The 13,451-nt window shown below is 58.7% G+C and carries 11 protein-coding genes and 1 pseudogene; 9 read left to right on the forward strand and 3 right to left on the reverse strand.

Annotation, left to right across the window (positions count from 1 at the left end; translation table 11 throughout):
* The first annotated feature begins 2 nt into the window (after positions 1-2).
* Together tnpB and tnpC are read left to right on the forward strand one after the other, a co-directional pair.
* Positions 3-341 carry an IS66 family insertion sequence element accessory protein TnpB gene (gene tnpB / locus GGD46_RS33150; protein ID WP_184462163.1) on the forward strand — a complete coding sequence of 113 codons (339 nt, stop codon included), beginning with the start codon at positions 3-5 and terminating at the stop codon, positions 339-341.
* A 68-nt stretch (positions 342-409) separates the two neighbouring features.
* On the forward strand, positions 410-2,068 hold the full coding sequence (gene tnpC, locus GGD46_RS33155; protein ID WP_004129019.1) for an IS66 family transposase: 1,659 nt from the start codon (positions 410-412) through the stop codon (positions 2,066-2,068).
* Here tnpC and GGD46_RS33160 read toward each other — a convergent pair.
* A complete protein-coding gene (locus GGD46_RS33160) occupies positions 2,049-2,282 on the reverse strand; it encodes a DUF6429 family protein (RefSeq protein ID WP_004129017.1) in 234 nt (77 codons plus the stop codon). The two genes, tnpC and GGD46_RS33160, sit on opposite strands and share 20 nt — an antisense overlap.
* A gap of 550 nt (positions 2,283-2,832) precedes the next feature.
* On the opposite strand from GGD46_RS33160, the gene GGD46_RS33165 reads away from it, so the two are divergent.
* Together GGD46_RS33165 and GGD46_RS33170 are read left to right on the forward strand one after the other, a co-directional pair.
* Positions 2,833-4,071, forward strand: a complete 1,239-nt coding sequence (locus tag GGD46_RS33165; RefSeq protein ID WP_004129006.1) for a M24 family metallopeptidase — start codon at positions 2,833-2,835, stop codon at positions 4,069-4,071.
* 60 nt (positions 4,072-4,131) lie between these two features.
* The gene (locus GGD46_RS33170) at positions 4,132-5,202 is read left to right on the forward strand and encodes a C45 family autoproteolytic acyltransferase/hydolase (protein WP_004129003.1); all 1,071 of its coding nucleotides are present in this window, start codon (positions 4,132-4,134) and stop codon (positions 5,200-5,202) included.
* A gap of 598 nt (positions 5,203-5,800) precedes the next feature.
* Here the strand turns inward: GGD46_RS33170 and GGD46_RS33175 are convergent.
* Together GGD46_RS33175 and GGD46_RS33180 are read right to left on the reverse strand one after the other, a co-directional pair.
* Positions 5,801-6,923 (reverse strand): annotated as a pseudogene (locus GGD46_RS33175) (IS256 family transposase).
* Between the two features lie 218 nt (positions 6,924-7,141).
* Complete coding sequence (locus GGD46_RS33180) at positions 7,142-8,038, reverse strand: LysR family transcriptional regulator (protein WP_004128999.1); 897 nt, start codon at positions 8,036-8,038, stop codon at positions 7,142-7,144.
* 148 nt (positions 8,039-8,186) lie between these two features.
* On the opposite strand from GGD46_RS33180, the gene GGD46_RS33185 reads away from it, so the two are divergent.
* Genes GGD46_RS33185 through GGD46_RS33205 form a run of 5 tightly spaced genes read left to right on the forward strand, consistent with a single transcriptional unit; the run spans position 8,187 to position 13,148 of the window.
* On the forward strand, positions 8,187-9,380 hold the full coding sequence (locus GGD46_RS33185; protein WP_015342015.1) for an acyl-CoA dehydrogenase: 1,194 nt from the start codon (positions 8,187-8,189) through the stop codon (positions 9,378-9,380).
* Positions 9,380-10,558, forward strand: coding sequence for a CaiB/BaiF CoA transferase family protein (locus tag GGD46_RS33190; RefSeq protein ID WP_004128995.1), 1,179 nt, complete (start codon positions 9,380-9,382; stop codon positions 10,556-10,558). Before GGD46_RS33185 ends, GGD46_RS33190 begins: the two co-directional genes overlap by 1 nt.
* A complete protein-coding gene (locus tag GGD46_RS33195) occupies positions 10,555-11,430 on the forward strand; it encodes a 3-hydroxybutyryl-CoA dehydrogenase (RefSeq protein WP_004128992.1) in 876 nt (291 codons plus the stop codon). Before GGD46_RS33190 ends, GGD46_RS33195 begins: the two co-directional genes overlap by 4 nt.
* Before the next feature lie 15 nt (positions 11,431-11,445).
* Positions 11,446-12,195, forward strand: coding sequence for an electron transfer flavoprotein subunit beta/FixA family protein (locus tag GGD46_RS33200; protein ID WP_004128988.1), 750 nt, complete (start codon positions 11,446-11,448; stop codon positions 12,193-12,195).
* A gap of 23 nt (positions 12,196-12,218) precedes the next feature.
* Positions 12,219-13,148, forward strand: coding sequence for an electron transfer flavoprotein subunit alpha/FixB family protein (locus GGD46_RS33205; protein WP_004128985.1), 930 nt, complete (start codon positions 12,219-12,221; stop codon positions 13,146-13,148).
* Positions 13,149-13,451 lie beyond the last annotated feature (303 nt).

Genomic DNA, 13,451 nt, shown 5'->3' on the forward strand with positions numbered 1-13,451 from the left:
CGATCAGTTCGAACGTCAGAGTGTGGATTGCCAGCGGTCACTGCGATATGCGCAAGGGTATGCAGGGGTTGGCTCTCATCGTGCAAGAGGGGCTTGGCCGCAATCCGTTCCAGGGCGACGTTTTTGTTTTCCGCGGGAGAAATGGTCGATTGATCAAGGCCCTATGGCATGACGGTGTCGGACTATCGCTTTATGCCAAACGGCTCGACCGAGGCCACTTTATTTGGCCGGCGACAGTGGACGGAGCCATTGCCCTTACAGCCGGGCAGATGTCCTACCTTCTTGAGGGAATAGACTGGCGAAATCCGCAACAGACATGGCGTCCGACGAGCGCCGGATAGGTGCATTTTGCGGCTCGAACCTTGAAGAAAAGCTATGCAAATCAGTGGCTTTGTGGTTTGATCCGGACATGGAAAACGGCCTGGAAAACCACTCCGATTATGCCGCTGCACTTGAAGCAGAGCTGGTCGTGGCGCGTGCGGAGCGCGCCGTTGCCTTAGCCGAACTTGCCGTCGCCAAAGCCAAGGAAGCGGACGATCAAGCCACCATTCTGCGTCAGAAGGTCCATATCGAAAAGCTGCAAAGGCAATTGCGTGGTCAGAAATCGGAGCGGACTGCCAGGCTGATCGCTCAAATGGAGCTGATGCTCGAGGATGCCGAGGCGGCGGCCACCGAGGATGAACTTGCCGCTGAAATGGCCATTGCTGCGGCCGCCCCCATTGCTGTCGCCGGCTTCACACGCAAACGCCCCGTTAAGAAGCCATTCCCCGATCACCTGCCGCGCGAGCGTGTCGTTGTGCCCGGTCCGGTCGCCTGCAGCTGCTGCGGTAGTGACCGGCTGCGCAAGCTGGGCGAAGATGTCACCGAGACGATGGAGAGCATTCCACGCTCCTGGAAAGTCATTCAGACGGTGCGCGAGAAGTTCACCTGCCGCGACTGCGAGAAGATCAGCCAGGCACCGGCCCCATTCCACGTCATTCCCAGAGGCTGGGCAGGTCCAAGCCTTCTGGCGATGATCCTCTACGACAAATTCGGCCAACACATTCCCCTTAATCGTCAGGTGGAACGATTTGCGCTTGAGGGCGTGTCAATCAGCCTGTCGACGGCAGCCGATGCTATCGGTTCTTGTTGCCATGCCCTTGATCCAATCCTGAGGCGGATCGAGGCTCACACCTTTGCAGCCGAGCGGATTCACGGCGACGATACCACGGTTCCGGTTCTCGCAGCCGGCAAGACCGATACTGCTCGGATCTGGACATATGTGCACGATGATGCCCCGTTCGGTGGCACGGCGCCGCCGTCGGCGATGTTCTATTATTCCCGCGACCGCAGCGGTGACCATCCGCAGGCGCATCTGGCCGGCTATTGCGGCATCCTGCAAGCAGATGCCTATGGCGGTTATACCAAGCTCTATCTTCCTGATCGCAGTCCAGGTCCGATCTATGAGGCAGCGTGCTGGGCGCACGCAAGGCGACCATTCTTCATCATGGCCGATCTCGAGGCCAATGCCCGGCGCAAGGCTCAGGGCAAACCCGCTGCCGTCATCTCACCAATCGCCATCGAGATGGTGCGCCGGATCGATGCGCTGTTCGAGATCGAACGTCAGATCAATGGCCAGACGGCCGATGAGCGCAAGGCGACGCGTCAGCAGCATAGCAAGCCACTGATCGCCAACATGGAGCGGTGGGTGCGCGAGCAACGTGCCAAGCTGTCTCGCGACAATGATCTGGCCAAAGCGTTCGACTACATGTTGAACCGCTGGGTATCGTTTACTCGTTTCCTCGACGATGGCCGGATCTGCCTGTCGAACAACGCGGCAGAGCGTTCGCTGCGCGGAATTGCATTGGGAAGAAAGGCTTGGCTATTCGCCGGCTCCGACCGTGGTGGTCAACGAGCTGCCGCCATGTACAGTTTGATCGTCACCGCAAAGATGAACCATGTCGATCCGCAGGCCTGGCTTGCCGATGTGCTTGCCCGTATCGCCGACCACCCGGCAAACAGGATCGACGAGTTGTTGCCGTGGGCTTGGAAGGCCGAAAAGGCGGCACCTATTGCGGCGGCCGCGTAAACAGTTCCCGAAACAGCTCCTCTGACCGTTGCAGGCCTTCATCCGTTAAGATCAACGACTTCGACTTGTTCACCGGATCGGCGATCAGCCCCTTCTTGAACAAACGATCCGTCGTCTCCCAGTCCAAACCCTTCCAGGCTCGATACCCGTCATGCAGCGTCAGCCACAACAGCGCCAGCACCGCATCGTCGATCTTGTCTTCGTCGATATCCATTGCGAGAGCTTATCACGTGCAAATACGAAATTAATGCGGTACTCGCCGAATGCGTACCAAGGTCCAGAGGTCCAGAGGTTCTTTGATCACAAGACCCAAGGACCTTGTCCTCCTGAAAAAGAGCGGGACGTTTGCATCACAAGTTGAACTTATAAAACATGCGTTGCATTGCAGGAGAGAGTTCGCTATGCATTCTAACTATCAGAAGTACCGATGTCGCTGAAAGGAGCAGACTGAGGCTTGTCCCAGCCACAAACACAGGGAATTACAAATGGTCTAGCTTCAGACGAGAGTAACTGCCGCATCGCAACCGCGCTTGTTGTTTCCTCAACTAAAGATGGAGACTCGCAGTTCGAGAATCGGACAGGATCGTTGTGGACACTGCACCGAGTGAGTGCAATAAACTGCGGAAATTAGTCGACCGGCGAACCGACACGCAGAACACAGAAAAGGCTCTTTCTCATCCAGCATTCGAGCCGAGTTCGCCCGGACGCATTTAGGCGTATGCCGTTGCGCCCGACGCCTCCACCATCACAGAAAGCATCGTTCAATGACTACTACTGAAGCGACTCCAAAGGTTCAACCGTTTAAGTTTACGGCTTTCGAGCAGAAAGACTACAACTATCGCGTTCAGCGCGTGCGCGAGAAAATGGCGCAAGCTGAGATTGACGTGCTGCTCGTTACCGACCTTTCCAATATCTGCTATCTAACAGGTTTTCAAACATTGGTATCGGACTGGTATTCCTGCTTGATCCTTCCTGCGCAGGGAAACCTAGTTCTCCATGTTTGCGATCTGGAGGTCGATCTTGGCCGCGTCCATACTAATGTCGAGCGCATCGAGTCGATAATGTGGAGTCGCATGGATGAGGCTGGTACGGAACTAGCCTTAATCATAGACAGTTTAAATTCAACGCCGAAAAAAATTGGCTTGGAGAGTCGGCAAAAGGGACTAACTCCGTATGCCTACTCGAAACTGTGCTCTGCATTTCCTAATGCAATAGTGGCCGATGCGTCCGGTTTGGTCACTCGCATTCGTGCCGTAAAGTCCCCAACAGAGATTACCTATATGCGCAAGGCCGGGCTTTATTCGGTAGCTGGTCTGACGGCAGCAGAAGCGATCATCCAGGAGGGCATCACCGACAATGACATTGCCGCGGCGGCGTCTGCAGGTATGATCCGCGCAGGCAGTGAATATTTCTCCATTGATCCCATCATCCGTACCGGAGATTGGCATGCTATAGTGCATTCTTCGTTTCGTAGGAACAAGATCAAGCGGGGCGACCCCATCATCATGGAGATGAGTGGGGTCCATGAGCGCTATAACGCGCCGCTTTATTCCACGGCGATAGCAGGGCGTGCGTCAGATAGTACACGCCTTCTGTCAGATGTCGCGCTCCATTGTCTTGAGACACTTTATAGCAATCTGAAGCCCCGCCGAACTATGCGAGACGTTCTGACTAGCACGAAGTGCGAACTGATGAGTTTGGACGCGCGAACTCGCCTTGGAACCCGAATAGTAGGCTCCACTTTGGCTGACTACCTGACTGAGAAATTCAGGTCGTGGAAGGCCTATCCCGTCGGCCTGGCCTTTCCTCCGTCCTGGCCTGAAAACTCGATCTGGCTGGCAGAGTCTGACCAGATTCTCGTGCCGGGGATGTGCTTCCACGCGTGCTACTCGTTCAGAGTGTTTGGGGAGGTCGCCGCCGGGTTCGGTGATTCCATTGCAATTACAGAGGAAGGTTTCGAAATCCTAACACCACGTACGAAGCGTCTTCTCGAGGTGTTCTGAGATTGAAACGCCGATACCGTTGCAACACCGCTTGCGACACGCATTTAAATTGGAGGACCAATGAAGACCGATCTCCTTTCCGTCATTGACTGCGCTGGGTCGCCCCGTCAACGAGGACGCACTCATGGAGAAGCGCTGCGCACCGCTATCGCTGAAAAGATAATGCGCTGGCATGACGCCATCGCGGAAGCCTACGGCGTCACCGCCAAGACGTTCATTCCGCGCTTCTTGGCGGCAACACGGTTCGGCGATGCGGTGAAGCGATACACACCCCACCTCGCCGAAGAGGTTGCAGGAATAGCGGAAGGATCCAACATCGCCCACGAAACCGCATTTGCGCTCCAGCTACTGGATGAGGAGTGGTGGTTCGGCCGCTCCACTGGAGACGGACATTGCTCCAGCCTTGCAATCGCCCCCTGCGGGCCTATCCCGACAATAATTGCTCAAACAATGGACTTGCCACGATGGCACGACGGGGCGCAGGTTTTGCTGAAAACGCAGGACTCGGAAGCCGGTGAGACCATGGTCTTCACATCTGCAGGTCTGATTGGCCTGATGGGCGTGTCCGAGCGCGGGGTCGGCGTCTGTGTGAACACCTTATCACAACTGGCTGTCAGCCCGACAGGGTTGCCAGTGGCTTTCGTGATGCGAGGCGCCCTCGCCTGCTCGAGCGTGTCGGACGCCATTAGGTTCCTGCATGACGTTCCGCACGCCTCGGGACAGAACTATCAATTGGGAGACCGTCAGAACATCGCGACTGTCGAATGCTCCGCGGGCAAAGTATTGCCGCTCGCTACTAAGTCTAGATGTTCGCTGCATACCAATCATCCGCTTGCGAGCGACGACAGGCGTTCGGCGACAATACCCCTCGCAGGAAGCGATAGTTCGCGCGGTCGCCTCCAAAGCTTGCATCTCGATCTTGATGACGTGCGGGTAACCACGGATGATGTCAAGGCGGCACTGGCGGCATGCCGGGCCGGCGGTGAGGTTTCGCTAGTTGCCCCGCAACTGGCGACGGAACCGATGACCGTTGGCGCGGTCGTCTATGAGATCGGCGAGCGTACTAAAATATCAGTCTGCGCTGGACCACCGAGCGTCGAGGCATGGCGGGATATTGGGTTAGGGACGTGAACTTGCGTCTGATTTAGATTGATGCACGCGTGGTGGCCTCGATATAAACTATAATCGACAAAGGATCAGCGGAACGAATGGCGGAACGCTATAGCGCGGCGATCTGGGAGGAACTTCCACCTTGATCGTCGCGCGGCAGAACGCGAAGCTTCGCGCGAATACGCGACAAACCGGCAAAGGGCGCGCGCCTGCAAGCGTTGAGCCAGTCATCCACGCGAAGGCGGTTTGGTTGGCTTACGAAACGCGAGATCGCCAGAGGTGCCCCCTCTACGCAGGCGACCGAACATTCCGCCCCTCCACACATCCGATCATCCGATCAACGATCCTGGATCGTCAACAAGAGGTTCGGCAGACTTCCATCCGTAACAAGGTTGCCGTCGCTCGCCACGTTCAAAGAGAGGCGATATTCGCGCCGATAGCTCAGTACGCCTAGCTTCGAAATGAGGACGGCCCGGAATTGCCGACTCAACTCGGACCAGCGTCATCCGGAGGCACTACCCATGCGCTGTTTCACGTTTCCCGATCGTGTCTCAGCCTAAGGGATTGGTGTAGCTTCCGGCAGGTAGCCGTGTTTTCCGGCGAGCGCCGGAGTGGGATTTCAGCGCGTGACTGCAGGCAGGCTGATTTCCGGATCATCGCTCATTGATGCCATTGTCTCAAGTGTCATGTACCTGGCACGTTGGACGGCCCAGTCATCGTTTTGCTCGGGCAGCAGTGCGCCGACGAGACGGACGATGGCTTCGTCGTTGGGAAAGATGCCAACGACCTCGGTGCGTCGCTTGATTTGCCATTGAGATGTTCGATCGGATTTGTTGAATGCAATTGACCCGGTGCTCTTTCGGGAAGGTCATGCAGGCGAGCACATCCTCTTCGGCATCATTCATGATGGCGGCGAGCTTCTGCACTTTCGGCCGGATCTGGACGGCGACGTTGCGCCACTGGGTGCTCGCCGCCTCCGATGTGTCCTGAGCAAAAGCAGTGGCGATGAAGGCGGATACGACGCGTCTGCCGCTCTTTCCGGCGTGCGCCAGCACGTTCCTCATGAAGTGAACCCGGCATCTTTGCCATGTGGCACTGAGAACCTTGGTGACGGCGGCCTTGAGGCCCTCATGAGCATCGGAGACGACGAGCTTCACACCGCGCAGACCTCGGCGGGCGAGCCTACGCAGGGACTCCGTCCAGATCGGCTCGGCTTCGGGAGTGCCAACTTCCATGCCCAGAGCCTCGCGCCTGCCATCGGTATTGACGCCGACGGCGATGATAACGGCAACGGAAACAATGCGGCCACCGCGCCGGACCTTCAGATAGGTGGGCATCGATCCAGAGATAGGGCCAGCCCGTCGATGGGTCTTTCGAGGAAAACCTTGACCTTGACATCGATCTCCTCGCACAGAGGGCTCACCTGGCTCTTGGAGATGCCGCTCATACCCATCGCCTTGACGAGATCGTCGACGGAACGCGTTGAGATGCCTTGGATGTAAGCTTCCTGGATAACAGCCGTCAGAGCCTTTTCCGCCATGCGACGTGTCCCAGTCTCGGTCGCGGTAGCCGTTGCGTTGGGCCAGCCGCATCGCGTTCTTCTCGCCGTAGCCAGCACCGGTCGCACTGCCGACCTCCAGCTCCATCAGCCGTTCGGCGGCAACGCCGATCATCTCCCGTAGCAAATCGGCATCGGCACTCTTCTCAACAAGCGAGCGCACGTTCATCATATCGTCGGTCATCGGTGTCTTTCCATCAGGTTGGTCTTGAACAGCCCGACCCTGCCGGAAAAAAACTGATGGCCATCTAATCCTCAGGACCTACACTACCCGGCGGGACACGATCCGTTGCCCGAAATGAGGGACACATCATGCATGCCCACAAGCTCGGGCCGACTATAATGTGGCGATGATGACTGTCACGAAAACGACACAGCCGCTTCCCGTCTTGCTGCTAAGACTCACGAGGTTCCCGAGACCTTTTCTTTGGCCAGCCAGGCGCGGAAAGCTTCGAGCGGCGGGTAATTGGTCCGCGATTGCGGCCAGACGAGCCAGTAGGACCCCGAGCCCGGCACCGATCTCTTCAGGACCGGTACCAGGCGCCCTTCGATTATTTCAGTGTCAGCGAGATAGGCCGGAAGAAGAGCCACGCCGAGCCCGGAGATCGCCGACTGCGTCATCGTCGCGAACTGGTCGAAAAGCATCCCCGTCACGTTCGCCGGTCGCGCTCCCTGAGCGGCAAACCAGATCCTCCAGCCGGTCGGCCTGGTTTCCAGTTGCAGAAGTGGCAACCTCGCCATGTCCGCGATGTCGTCAATCGGATGTTCAGCGAGGAGCGCTGGCGAAATGCACGCCGTCAGGCGCTCCTCGAAGAGTTTCATATGGTCGGCATCCCGCCAATCGTCTGCTCCAAAATGAATGGCTGCGTCAAAACTCTCGGCGGCAAAGTTAAAGCGCTTGAGCCGCGTCGCGAGGTTGATCGTGATACCTGGATGTTTGACCAGGAATGCGCCCAACCGCGGCGCCAGCCATCGCGTACCGAAAGCCGGCAGGATAGCCAGCGACAGGGTGCCGCCGCCTGGGTTGGCGGCGAATTCCATGCTGCCCCGCTGGATGAGATCGAGCGCGCGGCTCACGTTCCGCCCGTAGGCATGGGCTGCTTCCGTCGGAATGAGCTTCTGCCTGTGTCGCTCGAAGAGCGGCCGGCCAAGCTGCTGCTCCAGATTCTGCACGAGGCGGCTCACAGTGCTCTGTGTCAAATCAAGCTCACGCGCCGCCGCCGCCGTTGAGCCGGTGCGCAAGACGGCTTCGAACGCAGAGAGGAGGCTCATGGAGGGAAGGAACCGACGCGGGCGCATCAAACCTATGCATTTTATGAATTAGATCACATCTAAATAGGGTTATTTCTCGCGAAACACAATCGGTAAATGCATGAGCAAGCAGCTTCGATATCCGAGGTCGCATTTCATTCGAGGGAAATCCGTGACGACAAATTCCGCCACAGCCATGTCTTCCGCACAGACGAGCGCGTTTGCGTGGGACGATCCCTTCCTCTTGGAGGAGCAGCTCTCTGAAGAGGAACGCATGATCCGCGATGCTGCCAAGGCCTTTGCAGAGGCCGAATTGCTGCCGCACGTGGGGGATGCCTATCTTGAGGAGAAGACTGATCCCGGTCTCTTCCGGCTGATGGGCAGGGCCGGGCTTCTCGGCGTAACGTTGCCGGAAAAATATGGGGCGGCTGGCGCCAACTTCGTCTCTTACGGCCTGGTTGCGCGCGAGGTCGAACGCGTCGATTCAGGCTATCGGTCGATGATGAGCGTCCAGTCGTCGCTGGTGATCTATCCGATCTATGCCTATGGCTCGGAAGAACAGCGAGACAAGTATCTACCGGGCCTCGTATCCGGGGAATTGATCGGCTGCTTCGGTCTGACCGAGCCGGATGCCGGCTCCGATCCCGGCGACATGAAGACCCGCGCCGAGAAAATCGACGGCGGGTACCGCCTGCGCGGCTCAAAGATGTGGATCTCCAATGCGCCGATCGCCGATGTCTTCGTTGTCTGGGCGAAGTCGGAAGCTCATAACCGCCAGATCCGCGGTTTCATCCTCGAAAAGGGCATGAAAGGCCTGTCGGCGCCGAAGATCGGCGGCAAGCTGTCGCTGCGTGCCTCGATCACCGGCGAGATCGTGATGGACGGCGTCGAGATCGGCGAGGACGCCCTGCTGCCGAATGTTTCGGGTCTCAAGGGGCCGTTCGGCTGCCTGAACCGCGCCCGTTATGGCATTTCCTGGGGCGTGCTCGGCGCTGCCGAGGATTGCTGGTTGCGTTCGCGGCAATATGGACTGGACCGCGTTCAATTTGGCAAACCGCTGGCTGGCGCTCAACTCTTCCAGAGGAGGCTGGCGGACATGCAGACGGAGATTGCACTGGGGCTGCAGGCTTCACTCCGCGTAGGGCGCCTGATGGACGAGCACAAGTTCGCGCCGGAAATGATTTCTATCGTCAAGCGCAACAACTGCGGCAAGGCGCTCGATATCGCCAGGCAAGCCCGTGACATGCACGGCGGCAACGGCATCCAGATCGAATACCACGTCATGCGCCATTCCCAGAACCTTGAAACGGTCAACACCTATGAGGGCACGCATGATGTCCACGCACTGATCCTCGGCCGCGCCCAGACCGGTATTCAGGCGTTCTTCTGATGGGCGGTCCGAACAGTGCACCGCTTGCCGGCCTGAAAGTCGTCGAACTTGCCCGCATCCTTGCCGGTCCCTGGATCGGCCAGACACTCGCCGATCTCGGCGCCGAGGTTATCAAGGTGGAAAGCCCGCAGGGCGACGACACCCGCAGTTGGGGGCCACCCTTTATCGAACGCCCGGACGGTAAGGGCGGCGCTGAGAAGGTGGCGGCGTATTTTCATGCGGCAAACCGAGGCAAGTCGTCGGTCATTTGTGACTTCGGCGATCCCGAGGGTCTTGAGCGCGTCAAAGCATTGATCGCAGAAGCTGACGTTGTGATTGAGAACTTCAAAGTTGCCGGGCTGCAAAAATTCGGTCTCGATTATGAAAGCATCGCCGCGATCAATCCGCGGATCGTCTACGCTTCGGTGACCGGTTTCGGTCAGACAGGCCCGCGCGCCCGTCAGCCAGGATACGATTTCCTCATACAGGGTATGTGCGGAATTATGGACCTGACCGGTGAGCCAGACGGTGAACCGCAGAAAGTCGGCGTCGCCTGGATCGACGTCTTTACCGGACTTTACGGCGTCATCGGCATTCAGGCAGCGCTTGCCGAGCGCGACCGCTCCGGCGTTGGCCAGCATGTCGATCTGGCGCTCTTCGACGTCGGAGTTTCCGTCCTTGCCAACCAGGCCATGAATTATCTCGCAACCGGCAACGTGCCTCACCGTATGGGAAACGCTCATCCGAATATCGTGCCCTATCAGGTTTTCCCGGCCTTCGACGGTCATCTCATTATCGCTTGTGGCAACGATCGGCAGTTCGCATCCCTTTGCGACCTGCTGGATCTCGCTGCGCTCGCCGGAGACCCGGCCTACGCCACCAATCCCGCACGAGTGGAAAACCGCGAGAAGCTTTGCGCGATAATTGCGGAAAAGACGCGACTTCGGCCGAAAGCAGAACTGATCGCCGCACTTGAAGGGGCGGGTGTTCCGGGAGGACCGATCAATAGCGTCGCCGAGGCGATCGACGATCCGCAGATCAAGGCGCGCCGGCTTAAGATCGCTCCGGAAGGCTTGTCCGGCCTGAGAACGCCGATCGGCTTGTCGCGCAGCCTCCTCACGCTCGACAGTGCCTCGCCGCTTTTGGGTGCTGGACGCTGGAGCTTTTCTTCCGAAGAGTCGAGGGTAGACACGAAATGACGATCGAAACCATCGGAGTGCTCGGCGCCGGGCAGATGGGCAGCGGTATCGCTCATGTGCTTGCAATTGCGGGATTCGAGGTCTCGCTGATGGACGTCGACGCGGATCGGCTCGTCGCCGCGGTCGCCAAAATTAGCGAGGATATGGACCGGCAGGTGGCACGGGGAACGATCGCGGCCGAGGCAATGTTGAGCGCCGTTGGACGCCTCAGGACGACCGTAAACCTGCCCGAACTTGGCACGCTCGATCTGATCATCGAGACGGCGGCGGAGAGCGAGCCGGTCAAGCTGAAATTATTCGACGATCTCCGACCTCACCTGAAGCCGGAAGCGATCCTCACCTCAAACACGTCTTCGCTCTCGATCACCCGTCTAGCCGGACGGACTCGAAAGCCCGAGCAGTTTATGGGCCTCCACTTCATGAATCCGGTTCCGGTCATGCAGCTCGTCGAGCTCATTCGTGGAATCGTGACCAGCAACGAGACTTTCGAGGCTGTCCGCGCCGTCGTACAACGACTCGGCAAAACCGCAGTCGTTGCGGAGGATTACCCCGCCTTTATCGTGAACCGGATTCTGGTCCCGATGATCAACGAAGCCGTTTATACGCTTTACGAGGGTGTCGGTTCGGTTTTCGACATCGATCAGAGCATGAAGCTTGGCGCGAATCATCCGATGGGACCGCTGGAACTGGCTGATTTCATCGGCCTCGATACCTGCCTCGCCATCATGAACGTTCTGCATGAAGGCCTGGCGGACAGCAAGTACCGCCCATGTCCACTGTTGGTGAAATATGTCGAAGCGGGATGGCTAGGACGCAAAGTCGCCAGAGGCTTTTATGATTATTGCGGCGATACGCCGGTTCCGAGCCGCTGATCAGGAGTGCTGCACATGAAGATTCTCGTTCCCGTGAAGCGGGTAGTTGATTACAACGTGAAGATCCGGGTGAAGCCGGATGGTTCGGGCGTCGAGCTTGCGAATGTGAAGATGTCGATGAACCCGTTCGACGAGATTTCGGTCGAAGAAGCGCTGCGGCTGAAGGAGGCCGGCAAGGCCGAGGAAGTGGTGGTGGTGTCGATCGGACCGGCCAAGGCCGAGGAGACATTGCGCACCGCCCTTGCCATGGGCGCGGATCGCGCCATCCTGGTCGAGACCGAAGATCAGGTCGAGCCGCTGGCCGTCGCCAAGATCCTCAAAGGTGTTGCCGATGCCGAACAGCCGGGCCTGATCATCGTCGGCAAGCAGGCGATCGATGATGACTCGAACCAGACCGGCCAGATGCTGGCGGCCCTCTTGGGTTCGGCGCAGGCGACCTTCGCCTCGAAGATCGAGATCGGCGAGGGAAAAGCCAAGGTGACCCGCGAGGTCGATGGCGGCCTGCAGACGATCGAGGTCAAGCTGCCGGCGGTGGTGACCACGGATCTTCGCCTCAACGAGCCGCGTTACGCCTCGCTGCCGAACATCATGAAGGCGAAGAAGAAGCCGCTCGACAAGAAGGCGCCTGCCGATTTCGGCGTCGATACGACACCGCGGCTGAAGGTGCTGAAGACCGAAGAGCCGTCCGGCCGCAAGGCAGGCGTCAAGGTCAAGTCGGTCGCCGAACTGGTCGAGAAGCTGAAGACCGAAGCCGGCGTGCTCTGAGGATAGAAAGGGAGAACTTCACCATGGCCATTCTTCTTCTGGCTGACCACGACAATGCCCATCTTTCCGACCAGACCGCCAAGGCGCTGACGGCGGCCACTCAGATCGGCGGCGATATCCATGTGCTGGTGGCCGGCAAAGCCGCCAAGGCTGCGGCCGATGCCGCCGCCAAGCTTGCCGGCGTCTCCAAGGTGCTGCTGGCCGAAAGCGACGAGCTTGCCAACAATCTCGCCGAACCGCTTGCCGATCTCATCGTCTCGCTGGCGGCAGGTTATGACACCATCCTGACGGCTGCTACCTCGGTCGGCAAGAACGTCATGCCGCGTGTCGCAGCTCTCCTCGATGTCGCCCAGGTCTCGGAAATCATCGAGGTGGTTTCGTCCAACACCTTCAAGCGGCCGATCTATGCCGGCAATGCCATCCAGACGGTGCAGGCAAGCGATGCCAAGAAGGTGATCACCGTGCGCACCGCCTCCTTCGCTTCCGCCGCAGAAGACGGTTCGGCCACTGTCGAGGCAATCCCGGCGGTCGCCAATCCCGGTCTTTCGAGCTTCGTCGCCGATGCGCTGTCGACCTCCGATCGTCCGGAACTGACCTCGGCCAAGATCATCATCTCGGGCGGACGCGCACTCGGTTCGGCGGAGAAGTTCAAGGAAGTCATTCTGCCGGTTGCCGACAAGCTCGGGGCGGCCGTTGGCGCCTCCCGCGCTGCCGTCGATGCCGGCTACGCGCCGAACGACTGGCAGGTCGGCCAGACCGGCAAGGTGGTGGCACCGCAGCTTTACATCGCCTGCGGCATATCAGGCGCCATCCAGCATCTCGCCGGCATGAAGGACTCGAAGGTCATCGTCGCCATCAACAAGGACGAGGAGGCACCGATCTTCCAGATCGCCGACTACGGCCTCGTCGCCGATCTCTTCGAGGCACTGCCGGAACTCGAAGAGGCGCTGTGAAGATTGATATCTGTTTCCGATCTAGCATGCCCGTTGTGAGGGCGCGCTCAAACGACGAAGCCAGATGCCGCAATGGGGCGGCGCTCCGCATAGCCAAGAAGATGACTGTGCCTCAGAGCGACGATGGTGAAGCGGGTCCGATGATTTCGGCCCCAAGCATCAAGCGGGGGACAAGCGGGGACTATGTTGTGGGAATTGATGCGTCGCTGGCACGGCTCTGAACTCGGGTTAACGTTTCTTCCCTGAACGGTTTGGGTGTGATTCAAGAGTGTCGGTGATTTGGAGGCCGACATGTTTGAAGAC

This window comes from Martinezella lusitana (genome assembly GCF_014207095.1).
Classification (GTDB): Bacteria; Pseudomonadota; Alphaproteobacteria; order Rhizobiales; family Rhizobiaceae; genus Rhizobium; species Rhizobium lusitanum_B.

What these genes read in the sequence shown, in the direction of transcription:
- GGD46_RS33190 (WP_004128995.1), top strand. Translation starts at nt 9,380, where the DNA reads ATGGGCGGTCCGAACAGTGCACCGCTTGCCGGCCTGAAAGTCGTCGAA.
- GGD46_RS33185 (WP_015342015.1), top strand. Translation starts at nt 8,187, where the DNA reads ATGTCTTCCGCACAGACGAGCGCGTTTGCGTGGGACGATCCCTTCCTC.
- GGD46_RS33165 (WP_004129006.1), top strand. Translation starts at nt 2,833, where the DNA reads ATGACTACTACTGAAGCGACTCCAAAGGTTCAACCGTTTAAGTTTACG.
- GGD46_RS33195 (WP_004128992.1), top strand. Translation starts at nt 10,555, where the DNA reads ATGACGATCGAAACCATCGGAGTGCTCGGCGCCGGGCAGATGGGCAGC.
- GGD46_RS33180 (WP_004128999.1), bottom strand. Translation starts at nt 8,038, where the DNA reads ATGCGCCCGCGTCGGTTCCTTCCCTCCATGAGCCTCCTCTCTGCGTTC.
- GGD46_RS33170 (WP_004129003.1), top strand. Translation starts at nt 4,132, where the DNA reads ATGAAGACCGATCTCCTTTCCGTCATTGACTGCGCTGGGTCGCCCCGT.
- GGD46_RS33200 (WP_004128988.1), top strand. Translation starts at nt 11,446, where the DNA reads ATGAAGATTCTCGTTCCCGTGAAGCGGGTAGTTGATTACAACGTGAAG.
- GGD46_RS33205 (WP_004128985.1), top strand. Translation starts at nt 12,219, where the DNA reads ATGGCCATTCTTCTTCTGGCTGACCACGACAATGCCCATCTTTCCGAC.
- GGD46_RS33160 (WP_004129017.1), bottom strand. Translation starts at nt 2,282, where the DNA reads ATGGATATCGACGAAGACAAGATCGACGATGCGGTGCTGGCGCTGTTG.
- tnpC (WP_004129019.1), top strand. Translation starts at nt 410, where the DNA reads ATGGAAAACGGCCTGGAAAACCACTCCGATTATGCCGCTGCACTTGAA.